A 22,762-nucleotide genomic window follows, 5' to 3' on the forward strand; every position below is an offset into this window, starting at 1 on the left:
TTTTCTTGCCGATTATTTGGTGGTACACTAGTCTTGCCTATCATAAAAATATTTTCCCTCTTGTTTCTTATTCTGACTTAAGCAATTAGGAGGCATTTACGTGGAGGAAGTTTTTTTAAATGAGCTAAAGTTTTCTAACTTTTAAAGCAATAAGAAGTGCAGAAGATATTACCGCTCTTCTTATTTGCTTTAATAAGTTAAAAAACTTTAGCTTTTCTGCCCTAAACTTTTGGCTTTTTGTACAACGGTACTGTACTACAAGGCTCCCCGTACATAATGCTGCTTACGACCGGTAACAAAACTTTCATGACTTCCACGTAGGCAAAAGTAGGAATCGGAATATTACCGCACCCTTTTACTACTACTTTTGCATCCCGGTAATCATCCGTATTTATTTTTGCTAAGGATTCCTGGAACAAGGCTTGTTCCAAGGCTTCCAAATTGCCAAACACATAGCGGTTAGCGTAAGTCTGTAATTTAGTTGCCAAAAGCATATAAGCCCAGGTTGGCACAATGGCATCCGCCGAGTTAATAATAGCTACATTTTTACCGGTATAAACCGACCAGTCATTATCCTTAATAAATGCCCGGAAATCTTTTTCTTTCAGTATCAGGCCCATAAACAGGTTATCTTTTATATCATAAACAACCCGTTCACCCGGATGAATTAGCTCTTCCAGGTTTAAAGTCACCAAAGCGCTTTGGGCTACTTTGTTTATTAATTCTTCCATGATTTAATCTGCTGATTATTTAGCACTACTAGTTATATAAACCTCTTTTAAATAAAACGGTTCATAATACGCTACATTTTGAAATATATTTTCTGCCAGCTTAGGCAAAGCCAGTTCTCCTATTATACTGGCGGTAGGTTTAATATTATCCAGGAACAAAGCATTTACTTCACCCTTTATTAAATCTCTAAATTTTGAGGCACCGCTGCCACAAAATATTATTTTGTTTTCCAGTAGATACGATTTAAACGAATCTTTTTCCACAACTACCGGCGCGACGGGGGTAATGGCTTGAAGATTATGGTGAGTTAAATATGTATAAACTTCCATGCGGCGGGCATCAATCATCGGACAATAAATATATGCTTCCGGGTCTGGGGTATGCTTTATGGCCATAGCCGCCATTGCCTCCAGCGTAGAAACCTCTATTAAAGGAATATCCAGCGAAAAACAAAGTCCTTTAGCAGTGGCGCTCCCAATACGTAGGCCGGTATAAGACCCCGGACCACCCGAAATAGCAACCGCAGATAAATTACTTAAGCTTACCTGGCAATTTTGGAGTAATTGCTGAATTAAAACGGTAATATGCGAAGAATGCGATTTTTCAATTTGCAGTTCCGAAACGCCTATTAATTGCTCTTTCTTAAATAAAGCGACGGAACAAACCGTAGAGGATGTTTCGAGCGCCAGCAAAAATGCCATTATATATTTGTTAGTGTTTAATTATTTTCAAAACAAATATAGGCACGATTACTAGGTAAATAAAATCTGCTACTTTACACTAATCAGTAGATAAAAAAAAGAGGCCGGTATATTCGGCCTCTTTTTTTATCTGCTAGCTTTTTTAATACCGGCGGGTTTTAAATACGCATAATATTTATCGGGCGTGTTCAGAATATTTATAGCTGCTAGAATATCCTCATCATCATCAAAAGTAGATTCGATCATGCCCTTCTGGAAGTAGTAGCGGGAAGCAATTTCCTGTTCCAACACTTCCCGGATTTCATCTTTAAACCGCACCAGGTCATTGGCCTTGTTGGTATAAATTCGCTTTTTCATCGTCTCAATATCGCTCTTAATATCATCAAAGTGCTTATCTTCCTTCGATTTCTTAATCAGATCTTCTACCGCCTGCTCTACGCTGGTTGAGTAAGAAATATCTTTATTAGACAGAAAAGAAACGAATTTTTGATATTCAGCATCAGAAAGCTTAAAATCTTTGGCTTTGGCAATCGTCGGGTTTTCAGCGCGGAATTTGGTTGCGAAATCAAAAAAGTAACCTTTGTTGGATAAGGTTTTAGTTATATCGGAGTATTGTTTTTCTTTTACTTCTACATCAGGGCTAATACCGCCACCATCGAACACCACGCGCCCAGTTGCCGTTTTAAAAGCCACCCGCAACGAATCCGAAATTTTACCGGCGCTGCCGTCGGCGTTGCGGTGGGCATAATCAATTGACTGAATGCAGCGGCCGCTTGGGATATAATATTTGGCCGTAGTTACTTTAAGCTGCGAATTATACGATAACGGACGGGTTTCCTGCACCAAACCTTTGCCGTAAGTCCGCTCTCCTACCAATACGGCCCGGTCATAATCCTGCATTACGCCCGATACAATTTCCGAAGCCGAGGCGCTGGTACTGCTGGTTAAAACCACCAGGGGAATATCGGTATCGATTGGGTCGTCGATGGCTTTGTACATGCGGTTACGTTCGGCTAATTTGCCTTTGGTACTCACAATATCTTTGCCTTTAGGCACAAATAAATTAGAAATATTTACAGCTTCATTCAACAAGCCACCGGGATTATCGCGCAAATCGAAAATAATTTTCTTCGCTCCTAACTCCTTTAATTTTAAAACGGCATTGCGCACTTCCCGGCCGGCATCAATGGTAAAACCCGACAACTGGAAATAGCCAATATCATTGGTAACCATACCGTAATATGGCACATTATCAATCTGAATTTTATCCCGGACAATATCAATGTTCAACGGCTTTTCTACGCCAAAACGCTTTACTTCCAGTTTAATAGGGGTATTGGCTTGGCCGCGGAGCAATTTATTTACTTCCAGAGCACTCTTCTTGGCAATGCTGACGCCATCAATTTTCAATATTTCGTCGCCGGCCAGCAAACCGGCCTTCTGCGCCGGGTAACCTTCGTAAGGCAATTGCACAATGGTTTTACCGTCGCGCTTGCCAATATTGGCGCCAATGCCCCCGTATTGTCCGGTGGTCATGGTCCGGAAATCTTCAATATCGTCTTCGGCAATATAATTGGTATACGGATCCAGCGATTTGAGCATGGCATCAATACCCGTTTTCATGAGTTTGGAGGGCGCCACATCATCTACGTAGTAGGTATTCACTTCTTTGTAGAGGGTAGCAAAAATATCGAGATTTTTGGCAATCTCGAAAAAACGGCCACTATCGTTTTTAAAAGAAAAGAGAAGCAGAATGGCAAGCGTTGCCACGGAGCCAGCAAGGTATTTCTTCATCATATATGGCAAAAATAAGAAGGAGAATCTATTCGATTACAGAACGTTCTAAACCTAAATTTAGTTTTTTCTGGATTAAATTGAAAGGACTTTTTTCTTTACCGATGTAAATAATTGCCAATAATTGAAGAGGGTATTGATTATTAACCTGAAGTAGGTGGCGGCTCAGGCGATAAGCTTCGCGCATCTGGCGCTTCAGCCGGTTGCGATCAACCGCCTTTTTAAAATATTTCTTGGAAACAGAAACCAGCACCTGAGGCGGGGCGGCAACTGGTTGGGCATTTTTTATAAAAACAAAACGGAGGGGATACAAATTAAAAGAAGAACCCTTGCTGAAAAGCTCTGTAATAAGCTTTTTACTACACAAGCGTTCTTCTTTCGGAAAACTATAGGAAATCGTAACTTTTTGCGGTCGATTAGGTGCAGCGCTCATTCCATTAGTATGCTCTGCTGCTAGCAAAAGCACCTTAAAAGATTACGCCTTATGTCTTCTTTCGTCAGAAACAGTTAATTTTTTGCGGCCTTTGGCTCTTCTGCTGGCTAATACTCTTCTGCCGTTGGCTGTCTCCATTCTGGAACGGAAACCATGCTTATTTCTTCTTTTTCTCTGAGACGGTTGGAATGTTCTTTTCATCGTACACCTAAGTTTTTATTATGGCCTGCAAAATTAAGGATGTTTTACTTAAAATCAAAAAGGCATTAAATAATAATTCTTAATTTGTTAGAATTACGGTAGCCGGAAAATGCTTTATAACGTAGTTTTGAACTTTAGCAGACCCTAACCACTATGATTTATTACGAAATTTCCAGCGCCAATCCGTTAAGTGCTTACCTGCAAATAAAAACAACTTTTACCGTAACGCAACCAGACGCACCCTTGTACCTGCAATTATCGGCCTGGCGCCCGGGCCGCTACGAACTGCAAAACTTCGCCCAGAAAATTCAGGGGTTCCGCATTCTGAACCAGGATAACAGCCCGGTAACTTTTAATAAAATTACTAAAGACCGCTGGGAAGTACAACCGGCTGGCAGCACCGAAATTACAGTATATTTTAATTTCTATGCCCGCCAGCTAGATGCCGGCGGCTCCTGGATAGACGAAAGCCAGCTTTACGTAAACCCTGTAAATTGCCTGCCGGCAGTAGTTGGGCAAGAGCAGCAGCCGGCCGAATTAAAATTAAATATTCCGGAAAGCTGGCAGGTAGCCTGCGGTTTAAAGCAACTTAATGCCCATACCTTAACCGCCGATAACTACGACCAGCTGGTAGATTCGCCGCTCATTGCCAGCGCTAACCTGAAGCTGGCCAGCTACGAAGTGAATGGCATTCCTTTTTACATCTGGATTCAGGGAGAGTGTAAACCGGATTGGGGACGCATTATTCAGGATTTTTCGGCTTTTACACAGGAACAAATCATGTTATTCGGCGATTTCCCGGTTAAAGATTATTATTTCCTGAACCAAATATTACCTTATAAATTTTACCACGGCGTAGAACACGGCAACTCTACCGTTATTACGCTAGGCCCCGGCGAACTCCTGATGGGTAAAAGCCTCTATAAAGATTTTGTAGGCGTAAGTTCACACGAGCTTTTCCATACCTGGAATATTAAAAAAATCCGCCCCGCCGAAATGCTGCCCTACGATTACAGCGGGGAAAATTATTTCCGGACAGGTTTTGTAGCGGAGGGCATTACTACTTATTACGGCGATTATATATTAGCCCGTGCCGGCGTTTATACCGTAGATGATTATTTTGAGGAGTTGAACAAGGTGTTGAGCAAGCACTTTGGCGATTATGGCCACCAGAATTACTCTGTAGCCGATTCTTCTTTTGATTTATGGCTCGATGGGTATAAACCCGGCGTGCCCGACCGCAAAGTCTCTATTTACCACAAAGGCGCTTTAGCGGCCATCATTTTGGATTTGGAAATCCGGCGAAGCACCAATAATGTTTACAGCCTGGATACGGTAATGCAGCGGCTGTGGGAAGAGTTCGGCAAGCCAGGCATAGGTTACACCGAAGCAGATTACCAGCGCCTAGTTCGGGAAGTTGCCGGCTCCGGCACCGAAAAATATTTTAACGAAATTATTTACGGCACCGCTCCTATTCAGCAATATTTAGATAAAGCTCTCCACTACGTAGGCTGCACCCTGATTAAAGAAGAAAGCCCGGTATTGACCGAAACGCTCTGGGGATTCAAAACCGCTGCTGGCAATAATTCTTACCTGGCGGTAAGCGCCATTGCTCCCGAATCGCCGTCCTATAATGGTCTTAGCCTGGACGATGAATTAATTGCCCTGAATGGCCGCAAAATAGAAGGCAATATTTCGGGTTTGCTGGAAAACCAGCAGGAAGTAACCTTAAGTTTTTTTCGCAACAAGCAACTACGGGAGGTAAAACTGCAAACCAATGGTAACCGGTACTTCCAAAAATATTATATTCAAAAATTACCCGATGCCAAATTAGTAGATAAGGCTAATTTTTATTTGTGGCTGAAACAACGCTTTTAAAACAGAAGAGCCGGTATTTAGTACCGGCTCTTCTGTTTTATCTGAATATTAATAAATAATGCTAGTTATGGTTTTTATCGCTGGGTGGATTGCTGCGGGCGTTATTTCCTTGCAATGATTTACCACCCGAAACAGAATTATGCTGGGAAGAATCCCGGCCTACCGGGTTACCACCTTGCGGTAAAGCCCGGTTTACATCCTGAACTTTGGTATCGTCGGCTTGCGTAGTCGGCCCATCAGTGTGAATTTTTATTTTTCCATCTTCACCCTTTTCTATATTCTTATTGCCAGATGATGGAATATGATGATCTTCAACGCCTCTTTTATTACTGCTCATAAAATATCCTCCTATTAAAGTTTATTTACTTGCTTCTATACGGGCACCCCGGCCCGAAGGATTAGTAAAATGCATATTTTATCTGGCGGCCTTACTGGCGTGACTTTTCTTTCAGGCCAATTTCAATTATTTTTGATTTAACCCAAAACCTTTTGGAGCCGGGCATGTAGTTTGTAAAAATATTCCTGCACCTTACCCCAGCAACAGCAAGTATGGAAGCACAGGCCGCGCAAAACCAGATTGATGTAACTACCGAAATTGGTGATTTAAAGCGCATTCTTATTCACCGGCCCGATATTGGCATTGGCAAAATTATACCTACCAAGTTTCAGGATTGGATGTACGATGATATTGTGCACCTGAATTCGATGAAAAAAGAATACGACGAATACATAAAAATACTCCTGTACTTTCTGGATCCTGAAAAAATTAATAGAATTGATGCACTGGAAGAGGCTTGCAAACACCTGCCCGAAGGAAGCGATTGCCTGAACCCCAGCAACCCTGATTACTTCGATTCCGATAAAGTGCTGGATGTGCAAAAAGTTTTAAGCACTTTATTAAATAAAGAGAATTCCAACGGTCAGCCCAACCAAATTCGCGACCGCATTATATCGGCCATTTGTGCTATTGAGGAATGCAGCTTCGAAACCGAACAAATGCTGCACCAACTCGACCAGAACCAATTAGCTAAAACTTTTATTACTGGTTTGTTGCCCCAGGATTTAAGTCAGCCGGATTTAAATAAATTTTTGTTCCCGCCCGTACCTAACCTGGTTTTTACCCGCGACATAGGTGCCGTAATCGGAGATAAATATTTACTCAGCAAAGCCTGCAAAAAGGCCCGTAAACGCGAATCGCTGCTAATTAAATTTATATCTTACTATAGTTTTTTTGCCAAAGACCAAAACCAAGTAATAGAAATTATAGAAGACAGCGGCTATTTTTTATTAAGTGAAAATGACCAGCGAAAAAACAAAGTGAGTCTGGAGGGTGGCGATGTCATGATGATCAGCCCGCGCCACGTCCTCATTGGTTGCAGCGAGCGTACTTCGGCCAGCGCCGTCAACGGGTTTATTCATAAAATATTTGCCTTATCCGATTCAGAAGTTGAGCAGATAACGGTGGTAAAAATACCTCAGCGGCGCGAGCAAATGCACATCGATACGGTTTTTACGCAGGTTAAACGAAATATGTGGGTGATGTACGGGAAATTTTCGGAAGCCCTGCAGGAGTTAAAAGAATCGAAACAGGTAGACTACCTTGATAAATTATACCACCACAAAGAAGATTCTTTTCTGGAGGAAACCGAGATTTACCAGTTCTATAAAAATAAATACCAAAAGCCTTACCACCCCGAACACAATTATTTACTGCAAACCGACGAAGATTATACCATTCTGAACAGAGGTTTAGCGAACCAAAATTTACCGGCCATTGCCCAGAAACCCAAAGGCTTAGAACACCTCTTGCGGCAGTTGAGCATCATAGAATTTAAAGTAGCGCCCGAAGACGTAATTATTATTTACTGCGGTAGCGGCAACTTTCCCGACGACGATCGGGAACAATGGACCGATGGCTGTAATTTACTGGCTTTGCGCGAAGGCGTAGTTATTGGCTACGACCGCAACACCATTACTAATCAGGAATTCCGTCAGGCCTACTACAACCATTTCCGCCGCCGGGGCGAAGAATTGTCGACCGGTATGGCAGCAGGTTTCGAAGTTATTTCTGCCGGCGAACTGCTGCGGCGCTTTAAGTCCGGTGAAGCTACGCCGGCTTCGGTAAAAGACACGTTAATTGAGCTTACGTCCGATGAGTTGTCCCGGGCCCGGGGCGGTTCGCGTTGCATGAGTCAGCCTTTACTCCGCGCTCCTTTTAATTTTGATGTGCCTACTTTTTAATCCTTATGGGCTTAATCCCATCTCCTGAGATAAACAAATTAAATTTATCCCGTACTTATTGCCAATTGTGAATTAATAATCGGTAATTACGGCCGGTAACTAAAATCAGCATGCAAACCACCAGCTCTATATTAATGGTAAGGCCCGTTTCTTTTGGTTTTAATCCCGAAACGGCGACTACCAACGCTTTCCAGAACGAATTGCAGCACCATACCGCTGCCGAAATAAGACAGCAGGCCATTGCCGAATTTGATAAGTTTGTAGCGCTTTTACAGGAAAAAGGCATAAATGTAACGGTAATAGACGATACGGAAGCGCCGGCCAAACCCGACGCCATATTCCCGAACAACTGGATTACCCTGCACCGAAACGGTACCATTGCACTTTACCCCATGCATGCTCCTAGCCGGCGGCTGGAACGTCGCCCGGATATTTTGGATACCATGCGTGAAAAGTACCAGGTTAAAAAAGTAGTTGATTTTAGTCAGCACGAAGAAAAAGATAAATTTCTGGAAGGCACCGGCAGCATGATTCTGGACCACGACAACCGGATTGTTTATGCCTGTCTTTCGCCGCGCACCGATGCCGATTTACTCGAAGAATTTTGCCAGCATTTTGGGTATCAGCCTATTGTTTTTCATGCCTACGATCACAAAGGCAGCCTGGTGTACCATACCAATGTTATGCTTTCAATTGGCCACCGGTTTGCTATTATTTGTGCAGCGGCTATCCACGACGAAGCCGATCGTCAGTTTGTGATAACAACGCTCACCCGCACCGGCCATGAGGTCATAGAAATTACACCGGAACAGCTGCGCCAATACGCCGGCAATGCGCTAGAGGTAAGTAACCAGGCAGGTCAGCATTTTTTAGTTATTTCGGAACAAGCTTATCAATCACTCCGCCCCGACCAAATCCAGGCCATTCAGAAATACGCCGAAATAATACCCGTACCACTTTATACCATTGAGCACGTGGGTGGCGGCAGTGCCCGCTGCATGATGGCCGAAATATTCCTGCCCGAGAAAGCACAAGCTTAAACCTTTAGATAGCTACGGTAGATAAACCTTTTTTTCCGGAAGGATTTATTTACCCATGGCGTATTTAATGCCGGCTAACAGATGCTGCAGAAAAAGTGGTTCGCGGTAACTTTCCGGGGTATGGCCGCCGGCGGTATAAAAAGCCCGGCCGCCGTCAAATTCGTGGTACCAGATTATTGGGTGGTTAGCCCCGTTCTTGCCGCCCTTATAGCTGGTTTCGTCGAGCGTGGCTAAAACTTTAACCTTCAGATTAATACTTTTGAAGTTATACCATTCATCTATCCGTTCCCATTTATCTGGCAGAAAGGCCGTAGACGGATGCTTTTTATCTTTCACCAGAATGGTAGCTTTCTGTACGGCCGGATGGCTATCGAAATAAGCGCCCACCAGTTGGTTATACCAGGGCCAATCGTATTCGGTGTCGGTGGCCGCATGAATGCCCACAAACCCGCCTCCCTTTTTAATATATCGTTCAAAAGCCGTTTGCTCCTGCAAATTCAGAACATCCCCGGTGGTACTCAGAAATACTACGGCCTTGTATTTTTTTAGATTATCGTCGTTAAACACCGAAGCATCCTTAGTGGCCTCAACGGCAATATTATTTTCCTTCCCTAGCTTCTGAATAGCCGCGATACCTTCCGGAATTGATTCATGGTAAAAGCCAGCAGTTTTGTAAAAAACCAAAATAGCAGGCTTTGTTGAATCAACTTGTGCCTTGGCTTCCTCCTGTTGCATAGAGCAGCCAATCAACAGCATGGCAATTATTAATATTTCTCTTAAATCAAGAACCCTGTTTTTCATAACCTTAATTTTTAGTTTAAGCCTTTTGTATCTGCGCACTAGTAATTTACGATAATCTGGTTAAAAATGTAACACGCCCGTAAGTTAGCCGTTCGTTTCTACAAAGGCCTAAAAAAAGCCCATCTGGTTGGATGAGCTTTTTCAGTATAAATATTTTATTTATTGCTGACCGTTGGTGCCTTTAGGGTTTATAAGATTCCGTTCCAGGAAATCAGTCATCATGTTAAAGCGGTGCAGCAAGGTATTGCCGCCGCTGATGCCATGCGACCGGTTAGGATAGTAAAAGCTTTCGAATTGCTTATTAGCGCTAATCAAAGCATCCTGCATGGCGACGGCATTCTGAAAATGCACATTATCGTCGCCGGTGCCATGGATGAGCAACAGTTCACCTTGCATTTTATCGGCAAAAAACAAAGGAGAGTTTTGGTCGTAGCCGGCGGCGTTATCCTGCGGCGTTTTGAGGTAGCGTTCGGTATAAACGGTATCGTAAAAGCGCCAGTTGGTAACCGGGGCTACCGAAATACCCGCTTTAAAAACACCATTTCCTTTGGTAAGGGCTAGCAACGTCATATAGCCACCAAAACTATGTCCGAACATGCCAATCCGGCTTTTATCGACGTACGGCAGTTTGCCTAAATATTGAGCTCCTTCTATCTGGTCGGCTATTTCGTACTTGCCCAAATTGGCGTAGGTAACTTTCTTAAAAGCAGCGCCCCGCCCTCCGGTGCCGCGGTTATCAATGCAAGCAATGATTAGCCCTTTACCAGCTAAATACTGAAACCACCAATTATTTCGGGGCATCATATTTAAAACTTCCTGCGACCCGGGCCCACCGTAAACATACATCAGCACCGGGTATTTTTTATTCGGGTCGAAATTAGTGGGTTTTATTAAGAAGCCATTCAGGGTGGTATTATCCGCAATTTTAAAAGTGAAAAATTCCTGCTCCGATATATGGTAGCCGGCAAGTTTATTTTTTAGAGCGGCATTATCTTCGAGTACTTTTATAAGTTTACCCGCCGGAGCCCCGAATAGGCTAACAGTTGAGGGCGTATTGGCAGCGGCGGCATAATCAAGGTAATATTTATAATCCTGGCTCATGTTTATGGTGTGGTTGCCAGGCGCAGTAGTAAGTCGTTTTTTACCTTTACCGGTAAGGCTAATGCGGTATAAATGGCGGTCCAGCGGCGATATTTCCGTTGAGATGTAGTACAACGTTTTGCTTTTTTCGTCGAGACCAACAAACCGACTGATTTCCCAGTTGCCTTTGGTAATTTGCCGCACCAGTTTGCCTTGCATGTTATAATAATACAAATGGTTAAAGCCGTCCTTTTCCGAGGAAAAAATAAAGCCTTTGTCCTTATCCAGGTAAGTCAGGTCGTCGGTAATATCTACGTAAGCCTTATCTACTTCTTTCAGCACTACCTGGGCCTGGCCGGTAGTAGCATTGGCGTGCAATATTTCCAGGGTGTTCTGCAGGCGGTTCAGCCGCTGAATTGATAATAAATTGGCATTGCTGGTCCACTTTACCCGCGGTATGTAAATATCTTTTTCGGCGCCGGTATCCATGCGGGTTGTTTTCTTGCCGGGCAAATCATACACCGAAATGGAAACCACCGAATTGGCTTCGCCGGCTTTCGGATATTTAAACCGATAATCCTGCGGGTAAAGCTCCCCCCACATTTGCATGTTGTATTCCGGTACGCGGCTTTCATCAAAAGTGTAAAAAGCAATTTTATTACCGTCCGGCGACCAGAAAAAAGCTTGGGCAAAGCTGAACTCTTCTTCGTAAACCCAATCGGCAAAACCATTGATAATTTGGTTATAACGCCCATTTTGGGTAACCTGGGTTTCCTGCATGGTAGCCAGATCCACATAAAACAAGTTATTATCGCGGGCAAAAGCAACTTTGCGGCCATCCGGCGAAAAGCTGGCATACATCTGTTTGCCGCCTTTGCTTAGTTGGGTTAATTTTTTGGTGCCTACCTCATACACAAAAAACTCGGCTTTGGAAGACCGTCGATAGATCTGCTCGCGTTCCGTGGAGAATAAAACTTTCTTTTCGTCGGAGCTGAAAGTATACGCGTCAAAAGCGATAGGTTTATCCGAACCGGTTAATTTAAGGTCTTCGCCTTCAATAATAGTAGCAACCGGTTTGCCGGTAGTAACTTCAAACTTAACAACATCAGTTACCTTATTTTTCTCGTCGGCAATTTCGGCGGTATAAAACTGGCCGTTTCTCATCCAGTTAACGCCGCTTACCGTTTTAGCGGCAAAGGTAGAATTGCGGTAAATATCTTCGAGGGTAATGTCTTTTTTCTGCTGGGCAACGGTCGCCACCGTATAAAAACAAAACAACAGGGCCAGCAAGCCCGATTTAGATTTATTGTACATGCTTTGGTTGATATTTTATACTTAAAAGTACCTATTATTTACAAAAACCAGCCATCAAAGATTCCCACATTGAATTTGTTTATTAAATAAATCTAATAAAAACTTGCTAATTTAATATGTTCTGCTTAATTTCAAGTAGTTACATTCTACTAAACTCCTCTTTTCAGCTATGGCAACAAGTCTACATCCAACCTTACAGGAGGAGTTTTCTATTACTCCTGATACACCCCACCCTACGGCTTTGCACGATCGGATTTCTTCCATGGATATTATTCGGGGAGTAGCTGTGCTAGGGATTTTAATCATGAATATTTTTGCATTTGGTTTGCCCGAAGTTTTAGATAATAATCCTGCTTTATTAAGTGGGAATATTAAATTAAATGAAACTTTTTGGTTTGTAGTATTAGCTTTTTTTAGTGGGTCTATGCGGGGGCTATTCTCCATGCTTTTTGGTGCCAGCGTTATTTTACTTACGGCTAGCCGAGAAACGCAAAATTCCCGCTTATCAGTTGCCGATATTTATTACCGCCGCTTGTTATGGTTATTTGCTTTTGGAATGGCCGATGCTTATTTATTACTCTGGTTTGGTGATATACTATATGCTTATGCCATTTGTGGATTGTTTTTGTTTCCGTTCCGGAATTTAAAACCTGGTTATTTACTGCTGGCGGGGTTCTTGTGCTTTGCCGTACTTGGTTACAAAGTGTACGTGCGGGATACTACCTTCCTGAAAAAGAAAGAAGTTGCTACTGCGGCTTTAAATCAACAAGCGCAACACAAAAAGCTTACTGAGGAACAAGAAGCAGCTATTAAAGAATACAGAGAAACGCAAAAGAAATTTGAACCAGCTAATCTGAAAAAAGAGGCCGAAAAGGACATGGCTAAAGTAGCCGGAGGGTACACATCCAACTTTAATCGGGCTGCGGGATTTAGTGAGAAATCGCAAACTACCTTTTTCTATCATTTTGGTTTTCTCGATATTATTGCAATGATGTTTGTAGGAATGGCCTTCTTTCGCCTTGGTATATTATCCGGTAGATTAAAGAATAAATATTATTTGCTTATGCTGGTGGGCGGTTACAGCCTCGGGCTGGTATTAGGTATATATCCGGTTAATATTATTCAGCAAAACGAATATAATCCCCTCCTGTTCGTAGAAAAGCTATTGGCTGTATCACCTATCAATCCTTACCAAATGCGGCGTCTATTAATTGCAACAGGTCATATTGGGTTGATAATGCTAATTTATAAAATGCGTTTACTACCCTGGTTAATGAATGCTTTATCAGCCGTTGGCCGCATGGCTTTTACCAATTATGTAATACAAACCGTAATCTGTAGCCTGGTTTTCTATGGGTTTGGCTTTAACCTTTTTGGTAAATTGCCGCTTTACGAATTATATTATGTAGTAGCGGCAGTATGGGGTTTTCAATTAATAGTAAGCCCATTATGGCTCCGATATTTTCGTTTTGGTCCCTTGGAATGGTTGTGGCGGTCCCTATCTTATTGGCAACGGCAACCCATGTTAAAAGAGCCCCCGCAACCAGAAGAAAAATTAATTGCTGTAGGCGCTTAAAATTTTAGAGATTAAACTTCATTATAAATAGAAGACTCAGGTAATCTGCCCGGACAGGATTATACAGTTAAAATTCGAGCTTTAAGATTTAGTCTTTGGTTACAATATTTAAATATTTTTCGCCCAGCACCCATTCATTTTTATAAAAAGGGCTTAAAAGAATATCTTGTTGGGTAACCTCCAGGTATTCTATTTTCTCTATTTGTTTTACATCGGCTAAAAATAGCTCCCGATTAATAAATTTTTTATCGATTAAAACCTTTAAATGGTGCCTGGAAGCGGGTACTTGAAAATAACCTAAAACTTCTTCTAATCGCAACAAAGGGGTTTTGGTTTTTAATTCGGCTATTATTACCCCTGCTCTGCCTTTTTCTCCGAACTGTTCTAGTTGAGTCGAATCGGTGTAAGTCTCTAAAATTTTCAGGTTGTTTAGGTCCAGTATCAAGGAGTGGTAATTTGTTTCTAATGCTCCAATATAGATTAAAGGTTGCTCTATATTTACAATAAAAGCTTCCCTCGCCGGAAGTAATATTGGATTATTTCTCATTCCCGGATTTCCAGGCAATGGTTGGCCAAAAGAAAACGAAGGAAATACAAATACTAGAACCAATAGAAATCCTGCAGTTTTCATAAACTTGCTATTTATATGTTCTACCTGTCAGTTTTAAATACAACGATAACACCACAAATAAAAAGATATAAAGGCGTATAAATTTGGTTACTGCGGAAACAGAAAGTTTTGCCGGTTGATTTTAATATTCTAATTCGGAGCTTATACCTTCGTGTATGGACATAAAAGAAGCATTGCTGAAAGAATATTCTAAAGCCCAGGTTTTAAAAATTGCGGCTTATATAAATAACAACCCCGGACGATTCCGGAATCTGATGGAACTGTTTTTGGGAGAAGATTACCGCCTTACCCAACGGGCGGCCTGGGTGCTTTCCCATTGTGCCGACCAGCATCCTGCTTTGCTATTGCCGTATTTACCAGAACTAATTTATAATCTGCAAAAAACAAAGCTGGCTGCGGTAAAGCGAAATACCGTACGCGTGCTGCAAAATATTCCTATTCCCGAAGAACTGCAGGGAATATTGGCCAATATTTGCTTTGAATATTTGATTACCAATGAACCGGTAGCCATAAAAGTTTTTGCAATGACCGTATTGGCTAACCTGGCGCAAGCGCAACCTGATCTCAAAAATGAGTTGCGCCTACTCTTGGAAGACCAGCTACCCTACGCCTCGCCGGCTTTTGTTTCACGGGCAAGTAAATTACTGCTGGTTTTAAAGAAAACTCCCAGCGTACTTTAAATATTGTCGGCATCGGGGCGTTACTTTAATTAAAACTACCAAGCCATTTAGGTATTAAAATCCGGAATTTGCCGGTCAATTAGCGGCAAATTCCAGTTGGGTACGTAGAACCCTGAAAAGGACCGCCAGATTATGAGTAAAGTATTTAATATTCCGCAACAGGTTATTTATGTGTGCACCGGCGATAAGTGCAAAAAAAGAGGAGGTAAAGATATAGGCAAGCTTTTCCGGAGCATGGCCAAAGCAGCGGGGTTAAAAGATACCGTAGAAATAATTAAAACAGATTGTACCGACCGCTGCAAATTTGCGCCGGTTATGAGCATTCAGCCCCAAAATATCTGGCTGCACGATGTTACCGAAGCCCAGGCCACGCAGATATTTAACCAGTACATTGGTAAACCATTTAAAAAAGAAAATCCTTCAGATATGTAAACCTGAAGGATTTTGCAATGTTTTAAAAGTTAATTTTTAACCTTCGTATTCAATTTTAGGAATATTTTTGTCGATTTCCCAACGACCGGTACCTTCTTCGCCAATTACCTCAAATAATTCGAGGGCGCGGCGAGCTACATACTCTTCTTCAATCTGTTCTTTCAAAAACCATTGAATAAATTGAAAAGTCATAAAATCTTTGGCTTTGAAGCAACGGTCGGCTATGCGGTTAAACTGCTGCGTTACATAAATTTCCTGCTGCAGCGCCGATTCAAAAACGCCCCGGAACGATTCAAACTCGTGGGGAATATTAGTTACCTCCGGCGAAATAGCCCGGCCACCCATATCGTTTACAAACTCAAATAATTTAAGCATGTGCTCTCTTTCCTCACCGGATTGCTTTTGGAAATATTTGGCACTATTGTCATACCCGTTCTGGTTGCACCAAGCCGACATAGCTAAGTAAACCGAAGAAGAATGCGCTTCTACTTTTATTTGTTCGTTTAAAAGGGTTTCTATTTCTTCCGTTAAGGAGGTTCTTAAGCGAAGTAAGTCTTTCATGGCAATTTTCAGTTAATACAAAATGCAGATATTTATATTATCCGCTAACTAAATATAACTGAAAAAACCGGAAATGGTTTAGGCAGGTCTAGATTTCAGCCTAATACATATTAAGTCTAAATTAATCTGGTAGTAATAAGTTTAAACCGCCATGGCGTGCAGGCAATCGTGGAGAATGCTGTTCAGTTCCAGCATTACTTTGGCGCCCTGTAATAATTCGCGCAGGTTCAGCACATCGGTTAATGTGAGCACAAAGCACCGCTCGGTTCGGAAAAGATTAAGAATCACCACATCGGCTACCCGCGCAGTATTGTGAGCCATTTCCTCCAAATTAATCTGCTCCACTCTTTTCTTTAGTTCGAGCAGATCATGAATTTTAAAAGCAGATATACCGCCGGCAAACTCTAACCAAAAACAATTATTACGATTGCACTGATAAACAACACCAGCCGGAGTCCGGAATATTTCTTCTAATTGGTGAAAGGATGTCTTAGCCACAAACCGCGATTTAAATATGCGTATTAATTATCTGGTGCGAAGATAAGAGCTATTTAGAATTAGTCCAAATAAAAATCCATTTTATTCTCCGTTTTCCTGCACTTCTTTGCGCCTACTGGTTTGAATAGCCATTTGCACCTATTTAGTCTCCCTACAACTCTGCAATTATACTGTTGTAATTTAAAATATTAAATACAATGCCAACATAGGGCAAAAATACAATTATTAAATAATCTTGTTTTTTTTAAAATTAACTCATGCAAATCTCACCGCTGGGGATATTAATTACCGCATCCATAATAATATAGCAGAATATTAATATTTAACAATTAATGCATATATTAATAACATGGCTACTCCCACAAGCCATAACTTAATTATAAATATTACTTTTTGAATAGATAGTCAGGAATTTTCAGCAACAAATAACATCTTAAAGAAATTAAAAACCATTAATTTTATAAATATACAAAGTGTATACTAAAATCAATTCAAGAAATACATATTAATTTAAATTGTATTTATGTACTAAATATTTTTTTTACTAAAATATTATACAAGTATTATTTTTTTAGTATACATTTGCTACAACAAAAAATTAAATATAAAATAATAATAAGCAATCCATTGTATTTCAAAGTATTACCAATATTTTATTATATAAATCCATACCTAACAAACATTATAATTAAAACTAAATCAATAAATTAAATTATTGCAATGAGTTTAATAAGCACTGTTTTATATAATTTATCATACAAATATTTTATATGAATTTATCCTTGGCCATTTATAACCCTGACAATTAAATATAATAAACATATCAATTTTATCTAAATTGAAACACATTTACTTAATATAAATTTTTACATACTTACAAGGTTAAGACGGGTAGCAAAACAGATTCTGAATAATTAATCTACCCCATTTCCCATCCACGAAATATCCTAAACAGCCAATCTCTAAAAATATAACTGGGACTACTGAACTCTTGACAAAAAATATTTTAACAATATTATTTTATTTATAAATACCTTAAAACAATAAATCTTCAATTTAAATAAAACTCTATGCCTATTTTTACTACAATTCCTGGGCTACAACCATCAGGAAATAGTTATGCTGGCAGTAGGCAGAAACTGAAAAAGCTTCTGCGTTGCTGTTTGGCATTATTTTGTTTTATGCTTGCAGCCCCCGTGGTTCAGGCTCAGAAGCCAAAAATTGTTGTTCTTGGTGCTGATGACCCTACCTGGGTTAACGATGTAAAGACCAAAATTGCTGCTACCGGATTATTCGACCAGGTGGATAATTTTGACATTAGACAGGGTACACCAACGCTTAGCTTCCTCAATAATTACAGTGCAGCCATTTTCTGGACGGATGCTACCCCCAGTGACCCGAACGCCTTAGGCAACGTAATAGCCGATTTTTCTGATGCTGGCGGCGGCGTAGTTATGTCGACTTTTGCTACTGGCGGACATGGTTTGGAGGGCAGATTTAACACAGCTCCTTATTGGGTTATTCAACCGACCAGCTTCACCAGTAGTCCAACATTACAATTAGGTACCATACCGGTACCTAACCACCCGGTAATGCAGGGTGTAAATACTTTTAAAGGTGGCAGTTCCAGCTATCGCGGAACTTCAACTACATTTACCACCGGTTCATTAGTTGTAGCTAACTGGTCTAATGGCAGCCCATTAGTAGTTGTTAAAGAAAATGTGGGCGCCGCCGGAGCCAGAAGAGTAGATTTAAACTTTTTCCCCCCTTCTTCTGCTGTTCGCGCAGACTTTTGGGATGCTTCTACTGATGGAGCTAAATTAATGGCCAATGCGCTGGTTTGGGTTTCAAATTATATTAAGACGGCTAACCCGGCCAATACGGCTTACTGTGCTAATCAAACCTTGAGTATACCGTTTGTAGCGGCCGTTAGTAAAAACTTTAATTCGGATAATATTTATACCGCCCAATTATCAGATGCTGCTGGTAGTTTTGGCAACCCTGTCGCGATTGGCACTTTAAGCGGTACCATGCTTTCCGGCGCTATTAACGCTACTTTACCTAATAATTTACCAACTGGTGCCGGCTACAAAATAAGAGTGGTAAGCTCCAGCCCGGTAATTAATGGCGCACCTCATGATGCAAATTTAGCTATTGGTCCGCCGGTTATTACGGCACAACCACAAAGCATAAAAATTACCACGGGCAATACTACTTCTTTTACCGTAGCAGCCAATGGGGCGGGTTTAACTTACCAGTGGCAACTAGATCAGGGAGCCGGCTTTACGAACATTAATAACGGTGGCTCTTATGCCGGTGCCGACGCAGCCACCCTTAATGTAAATAGTCTGTCTTCCGAGATGCACGGCACTAAATACCGCTGTGTTGTTACCGGTTACTGCAGCCCCGCTGCTACTTCGGATGCCGCTACTTTAACGCTTAAATTAGCGCCTGCTTTAACAAACACCTCCCTAACCTTATCAACCCTGGAAGAAGATCTGGCAATCGACGCCAATCCGGGTATTTTAGTATCAGATTTAATTTCCGGCGCTGCTTCATCTTCCGAAGCCAATAGTTTAGGTATAGCCGTTACCAGCCGCGAAGGCGATAACGGCACCTGGCAATTCTTTCAATCCGGACTATGGTATAACTTTGACCGGCACGAAAATATCTCTGCTGCTAAGGCTTTACTTTTACCCGCCACCACCCGAATTCGTTTTGTACCGGCTACCAATTACTATGGCGCCGCAGCATTTACCTTCCGGGCTTGGGATCAGACAACAGGTACTGCTTACGACGTAGCGAATACTACCGTTAATGGAGGCGCTACGACTTATAGTGCAGCTACTGGTACCGCTTCGGTAACTATTAGTACCGTTAACGATGCCCCGGTTATTAGTGGCACCGTCGGCACCAACTATCTCTCTTTTGATGGAGCTCGTGGCTATGTTTCGATGCCGGCCCTGCAGTTTGGCGGCGATCATACCATTGAGGCTTGGGTATTTGTTACCCAGCACCAAACCTGGTCGCGGATCGCCGAATTTGGAAATGGTCCGGGAAATAACAATGTAATGGCCGCATTCCGGGGAGGAAACAACGATCTCTGGATGGAAACCTATAATAACAGCCAAGGCGGCGGTTTAGCTACGAATCAGGTTTTCCCGACTGGTGTATGGAAACACGTAGCCGCTGTAAATAATGGTTCCGGTACCGGCACCTTGTATATAGATGGTCAGGCTATCAACTCCGGCACCCAAAAAATACCTGCCGAAATTATCCGCACCCTGAATTATCTGGGGAAAAGCAATTTTAGCCAGGATTCTTACTTCAAAGGCAAAATGCGGGAAGTTAGAATCTGGGATGTTGCCCGCACACAAGCCCAGATAAGAGAATACATGCACAAACCATTAGGCGGTAACGAACCTGGTTTAAAAATTTATTACAAATTTAACGAAGGCACCGGCACGGTTTTAACCGACGCCAGCAGCAACGGCAAAAACGGAACCATTCAGGATGGTGCTACCTGGGGAACTGAATCAACGCCTTTAACATCCATTACGACTGCCGAAGATACCGAAGCTGTTATCAGCGGTTTGCAGGCTGCCGATATAGATGCCGGCAACGGAGTGGTAACTTTTACTTTAACAGTTAGCAATGGTATTATTAAAATTAAAGATGATGTAGCAAGTGGTTTAGCGGCCAGCCAAATCACCCAAAATAATTCTAAAAGCGTAACGGTTAACGCTTCGTTAGCAGAAATTAATGCTACCTTAAGCCAAAACGGCCTGGTATACGCGCCTGCCTTAAACTTCAATGGCCAGGATAATGCTATTATTACCTTAAACGATAATGGTTTAACCGGTGCCGGCGGCAATTTAACCAGCACGCTTAACCTCGTTATTAACGTAGATGCCGTTAACGACAACCCGGTTATTACGTCTACTTCTCCGGCCACTTCGGTTTTTGAAACAGCCGCCTACTCCTATACCCTTACGGCTACCGATGCCGATGCAAACGAAACCTTAACTTTCTCGGCTCCGGTAAAACCAAACTGGTTAAGCTTTAATGCCCAGACCGGTGTTTTAAGCGGCGCTCCTACCAAAACCGATGTAGGTATTCACGCCGTAACGCTACAGGTAAACGATGGCAAAATCAGCACTAGCCAAACCTTTACCATCACGGTAAGTCCGTTAGCGCTACCTCCGGTTATTACGGGTATAACCATCGATTCGGGTGTTAGCATTAAAGATGGCGTTACAGCCGCTAATAAAATTACGTTAGTTGGTACAGCCGAAGAAAATGTAGAAGTAAAAGTTTTTGAAGCCGGTTTAGGTGAACTGGGAATAGCCTCTCTCGAAAATGACCGCTGGATTTTTACTTATCCGCCGGTTTTAAATGATGGCACTTACACTTTTACCGCCACGGCCACCAATACCTCCGGCTTAAGTGGGCCTGCCAGCGCAGCCTTTACCGTAGTAGTAGATACGCAGAATCCCGAAACTACGATTGTATCTGGCCCGGTAGCCATTGCTAACACAAATACCGCAACTTTTAACTTCTCCAGCAACGAAGAACCCGCTACTTTCCAGATGAGTTTGAATGGTGCGGCCTTTGCTCCGGCCATTTCTCCCATGACCTTAACTGGTCTGGCAGATGGCGCTTACACCTTAGCCGCTAGAGCAAGCGACCTGGCCGGCAATACCGACGTCACGCCTGCTACTTACACCTGGACGGTTGATACTACGGCACCAACCATAAACATTACGGCTGCCAGTCAGGCTTTAGTCAATGCTGCCTTTCCGGTTACCTTAACTTTCAGCGAAGCTGTTACTGATTTCGATCTGACCGATATCTCGTTAACCAATGCAACCGCCTCAGCTTTTGTACAGGTAAGCGAAAGCGTATACACTGCGCTGATTACCCCGACCCAGGACGGCGAAGTAAAAGTAGCTTTGGCCGCAATAGTAGCCGCCGATGCGGCTACCAATGGTAACGTGACCTCCAATGTGTTTACTAAAATTTACGACGGCACCCAACCAACTGGTTATGGCATTGCTATCCTAACCAACCGGGTAACGGTGGCTAATGTAAGGGAAATCAGCCTGCAGGTTAACGATGCAGAAATTGATGCGCAATATTATTATACCATCACCAGCGAGAAGGGCGGAGAACAAATTACCGGTACCGGTACTGTAGCCCAAGCCCGGTTTACCATACCGGCTCTAGACCTGACGCTACTGAACGATGGGCAACTAACTGTAACCTTTTATCTGCAGGATGCTGCCGGTAACAAAGGCGAAGCCACAACGGCCCAGGTAATGAAATACACAAAAGATGTGATAGCCGTTACGCGTCCGGTTGTTTATAAAGCTCCTATTCGCACAGCTTTCGAGCAGTTGGCTTTACCCGCTAAAGTAGAAGTAACCTACTCTTCCGGTACCAAAGAAGAAATAGGAGTTATCTGGTTAGCAGGCAACTACAATGGCTTGGTTGCCGGCGTCTATACATTAACCGGTAACCTGGTACTGGCGCCTGGTACCACCAATTTAGAAAATATTCAGGCAGAGATTACCGTAGAAGTACAGCCGAACAAAGTACCTACCGGTTTGGCCTTAAGCGCTACGTCTTTCAGCCCGAATATTATTGCTACCGAAGCGATAGGTAACTTTAGCACCACCGATGCCGATGATACGGAGCATGTATACGCCCTGGCAAACGGACCAGGTGATACCCATAACCACCTGTTCCAGATTATAGGAAATAAAATCTACCTGAAATCAACCAACGGCTTATCCGGCCAAACCCAATTTACTATCCGGGTAATTACCACCGACCCTTACCACAATAAGTTCGAGCGGGAATTTAAGCTGACCAAATCGGCTTACGCCAAAGCAGCCACCGAGCTTAAAATAGTGAATGCCTTTACACCTAACGGCGATGGTGTAAACGACGAATGGGCCGTGCCGGAGCTTAAATATTACAACAAAGTTTCCATCGAAGTATTCGACCAATCCGGCGTGCGCTTGTTCCAGACTACCAACCCCGAAAAAGGCTGGGATGGCCGAAACAAGCACGGCCAGGTATTGCAGGGCGCCTTCCTCTATGTAATCCAGGTGGAAGACATCCAATTAGTTAAAAAAGGTGTGGTAACCGTTCTGAAAAAATAAAT

The 22,762-nt window shown here is 42.5% G+C and carries 18 protein-coding genes; 7 read left to right on the plus strand and 11 right to left on the minus strand.

The annotated features are described in order from the left end of the window. Nucleotides 1-221 precede the first annotated feature (221 nt). The 5 genes from AAE02nite_RS07180 to rpmH all read right to left on the minus strand — a co-directional run bounded on the left by AAE02nite_RS07180 (nucleotide 222) and on the right by rpmH (nucleotide 3,861). Nucleotides 222-731, minus strand: coding sequence for a DUF2480 family protein (locus AAE02nite_RS07180; RefSeq protein ID WP_146896445.1), 510 nt, complete (start codon nucleotides 729-731; stop codon nucleotides 222-224). A 15-nt stretch (nucleotides 732-746) separates the two neighbouring features. After that, nucleotides 747-1,433 carry a tRNA (adenosine(37)-N6)-threonylcarbamoyltransferase complex dimerization subunit type 1 TsaB gene (gene tsaB, locus AAE02nite_RS07185; protein ID WP_146896446.1) on the minus strand — a complete coding sequence of 229 codons (687 nt, stop codon included), beginning with the start codon at nucleotides 1,431-1,433 and terminating at the stop codon, nucleotides 747-749. Nucleotides 1,434-1,559: 126 nt separating this feature from the next. Beyond that, entirely contained in the window at nucleotides 1,560-3,230 is a 1,671-nt protein-coding gene (locus AAE02nite_RS07190; RefSeq protein ID WP_146896448.1) for a S41 family peptidase, read from the minus strand. Between the two features lie 25 nt (nucleotides 3,231-3,255). Then, the gene (gene rnpA, locus AAE02nite_RS07195) at nucleotides 3,256-3,687 is read right to left on the minus strand and encodes a ribonuclease P protein component (protein ID WP_246150865.1); all 432 of its coding nucleotides are present in this window, start codon (nucleotides 3,685-3,687) and stop codon (nucleotides 3,256-3,258) included. Nucleotides 3,688-3,702: 15 nt separating this feature from the next. Continuing rightward, entirely contained in the window at nucleotides 3,703-3,861 is a 159-nt protein-coding gene (gene rpmH / locus AAE02nite_RS07200) for a 50S ribosomal protein L34 (protein WP_007659000.1), read from the minus strand. Nucleotides 3,862-4,014: 153 nt separating this feature from the next. Here rpmH and AAE02nite_RS07205 point away from each other — a divergent pair, with 153 nt between their 5' ends. Beyond that, a complete protein-coding gene (locus AAE02nite_RS07205; protein WP_146896451.1) occupies nucleotides 4,015-5,739 on the plus strand; it encodes a M61 family metallopeptidase in 1,725 nt (574 codons plus the stop codon). Nucleotides 5,740-5,800: 61 nt separating this feature from the next. Here the strand turns inward: AAE02nite_RS07205 and AAE02nite_RS07210 are convergent, their stop codons facing one another. Next, the gene (locus AAE02nite_RS07210; RefSeq protein ID WP_146896453.1) at nucleotides 5,801-6,076 is read right to left on the minus strand and encodes a hypothetical protein; all 276 of its coding nucleotides are present in this window, start codon (nucleotides 6,074-6,076) and stop codon (nucleotides 5,801-5,803) included. A 212-nt stretch (nucleotides 6,077-6,288) separates the two neighbouring features. On the opposite strand from AAE02nite_RS07210, the gene AAE02nite_RS07215 reads away from it, so the two are divergent. Further along, nucleotides 6,289-7,980 (plus strand): arginine deiminase family protein, encoded by a 1,692-nt coding sequence (locus tag AAE02nite_RS07215; RefSeq protein WP_146896455.1) that lies wholly within the window; start codon nucleotides 6,289-6,291, stop codon nucleotides 7,978-7,980. Between the two features lie 110 nt (nucleotides 7,981-8,090). Continuing rightward, entirely contained in the window at nucleotides 8,091-9,020 is a 930-nt protein-coding gene (gene ctlX, locus AAE02nite_RS07220; protein ID WP_146896457.1) for a citrulline utilization hydrolase CtlX, read from the plus strand. 45 nt (nucleotides 9,021-9,065) lie between these two features. Here ctlX and AAE02nite_RS07225 read toward each other — a convergent pair whose 3' ends face one another. Beyond that, nucleotides 9,066-9,821 carry a ThuA domain-containing protein gene (locus AAE02nite_RS07225; protein WP_146896459.1) on the minus strand — a complete coding sequence of 252 codons (756 nt, stop codon included), beginning with the start codon at nucleotides 9,819-9,821 and terminating at the stop codon, nucleotides 9,066-9,068. A 159-nt stretch (nucleotides 9,822-9,980) separates the two neighbouring features. Beyond that, on the minus strand, nucleotides 9,981-12,215 hold the full coding sequence (locus AAE02nite_RS07230) for a S9 family peptidase (RefSeq protein ID WP_146896461.1): 2,235 nt from the start codon (nucleotides 12,213-12,215) through the stop codon (nucleotides 9,981-9,983). Between the two features lie 169 nt (nucleotides 12,216-12,384). Here AAE02nite_RS07230 and AAE02nite_RS07235 point away from each other — a divergent pair, with 169 nt between their 5' ends. Next, nucleotides 12,385-13,791: a DUF418 domain-containing protein gene (locus AAE02nite_RS07235; protein WP_146896463.1), complete on the plus strand. Its 1,407-nt coding sequence runs from the start codon at nucleotides 12,385-12,387 to the stop codon at nucleotides 13,789-13,791. Nucleotides 13,792-13,879: 88 nt separating this feature from the next. Here AAE02nite_RS07235 and AAE02nite_RS07240 read toward each other — a convergent pair whose 3' ends face one another. Next, nucleotides 13,880-14,236 (minus strand): hypothetical protein, encoded by a 357-nt coding sequence (locus AAE02nite_RS07240; RefSeq protein ID WP_146896465.1) that lies wholly within the window; start codon nucleotides 14,234-14,236, stop codon nucleotides 13,880-13,882. A 341-nt stretch (nucleotides 14,237-14,577) separates the two neighbouring features. On the opposite strand from AAE02nite_RS07240, the gene AAE02nite_RS07245 reads away from it, so the two are divergent. Together AAE02nite_RS07245 and AAE02nite_RS07250 are read left to right on the plus strand one after the other, a co-directional pair. After that, nucleotides 14,578-15,102 (plus strand): HEAT-like fold family protein, encoded by a 525-nt coding sequence (locus tag AAE02nite_RS07245; protein ID WP_146896467.1) that lies wholly within the window; start codon nucleotides 14,578-14,580, stop codon nucleotides 15,100-15,102. Nucleotides 15,103-15,234: 132 nt separating this feature from the next. Next, a complete protein-coding gene (locus AAE02nite_RS07250; RefSeq protein ID WP_146896469.1) occupies nucleotides 15,235-15,534 on the plus strand; it encodes a (2Fe-2S) ferredoxin domain-containing protein in 300 nt (99 codons plus the stop codon). 36 nt (nucleotides 15,535-15,570) lie between these two features. Here AAE02nite_RS07250 and AAE02nite_RS07255 read toward each other — a convergent pair whose 3' ends face one another. Both AAE02nite_RS07255 and AAE02nite_RS07260 read right to left on the minus strand, forming a co-directional pair. Next, on the minus strand, nucleotides 15,571-16,095 hold the full coding sequence (locus AAE02nite_RS07255; protein WP_146896471.1) for a ferritin: 525 nt from the start codon (nucleotides 16,093-16,095) through the stop codon (nucleotides 15,571-15,573). A gap of 141 nt (nucleotides 16,096-16,236) precedes the next feature. Continuing rightward, the gene (locus tag AAE02nite_RS07260; RefSeq protein WP_146896473.1) at nucleotides 16,237-16,593 is read right to left on the minus strand and encodes a hypothetical protein; all 357 of its coding nucleotides are present in this window, start codon (nucleotides 16,591-16,593) and stop codon (nucleotides 16,237-16,239) included. A 1,181-nt stretch (nucleotides 16,594-17,774) separates the two neighbouring features. On the opposite strand from AAE02nite_RS07260, the gene AAE02nite_RS07265 reads away from it, so the two are divergent. Next, on the plus strand, nucleotides 17,775-22,760 hold the full coding sequence (locus AAE02nite_RS07265; RefSeq protein ID WP_170252542.1) for a LamG-like jellyroll fold domain-containing protein: 4,986 nt from the start codon (nucleotides 17,775-17,777) through the stop codon (nucleotides 22,758-22,760). Nucleotides 22,761-22,762: the final 2 nt, after the last annotated feature.

The sequence above is a fragment of the Adhaeribacter aerolatus genome, from assembly GCF_007991635.1.
GTDB lineage: Bacteria > Bacteroidota > Bacteroidia > Cytophagales > Hymenobacteraceae > Adhaeribacter > Adhaeribacter aerolatus.

Coding starts and splice junctions, on each gene's coding strand:
- AAE02nite_RS07180 (WP_146896445.1), bottom strand. CDS start 731: ATGGAAGAATTAATAAACAAAGTAGCCCAAAGCGCTTTGGTGACTTTA.
- tsaB (WP_146896446.1), bottom strand. CDS start 1,433: ATGGCATTTTTGCTGGCGCTCGAAACATCCTCTACGGTTTGTTCCGTC.
- AAE02nite_RS07190 (WP_146896448.1), bottom strand. CDS start 3,230: ATGATGAAGAAATACCTTGCTGGCTCCGTGGCAACGCTTGCCATTCTG.
- rpmH (WP_007659000.1), bottom strand. CDS start 3,861: ATGAAAAGAACATTCCAACCGTCTCAGAGAAAAAGAAGAAATAAGCAT.
- AAE02nite_RS07205 (WP_146896451.1), top strand. CDS start 4,015: ATGATTTATTACGAAATTTCCAGCGCCAATCCGTTAAGTGCTTACCTG.
- AAE02nite_RS07210 (WP_146896453.1), bottom strand. CDS start 6,076: ATGAGCAGTAATAAAAGAGGCGTTGAAGATCATCATATTCCATCATCT.
- AAE02nite_RS07215 (WP_146896455.1), top strand. CDS start 6,289: ATGGAAGCACAGGCCGCGCAAAACCAGATTGATGTAACTACCGAAATT.
- ctlX (WP_146896457.1), top strand. CDS start 8,091: ATGCAAACCACCAGCTCTATATTAATGGTAAGGCCCGTTTCTTTTGGT.
- AAE02nite_RS07225 (WP_146896459.1), bottom strand. CDS start 9,821: ATGAAAAACAGGGTTCTTGATTTAAGAGAAATATTAATAATTGCCATG.
- AAE02nite_RS07230 (WP_146896461.1), bottom strand. CDS start 12,215: ATGTACAATAAATCTAAATCGGGCTTGCTGGCCCTGTTGTTTTGTTTT.
- AAE02nite_RS07235 (WP_146896463.1), top strand. CDS start 12,385: ATGGCAACAAGTCTACATCCAACCTTACAGGAGGAGTTTTCTATTACT.
- AAE02nite_RS07245 (WP_146896467.1), top strand. CDS start 14,578: ATGGACATAAAAGAAGCATTGCTGAAAGAATATTCTAAAGCCCAGGTT.
- AAE02nite_RS07250 (WP_146896469.1), top strand. CDS start 15,235: ATGAGTAAAGTATTTAATATTCCGCAACAGGTTATTTATGTGTGCACC.
- AAE02nite_RS07255 (WP_146896471.1), bottom strand. CDS start 16,095: ATGAAAGACTTACTTCGCTTAAGAACCTCCTTAACGGAAGAAATAGAA.
- AAE02nite_RS07265 (WP_170252542.1), top strand. CDS start 17,775: ATGCTTGCAGCCCCCGTGGTTCAGGCTCAGAAGCCAAAAATTGTTGTT.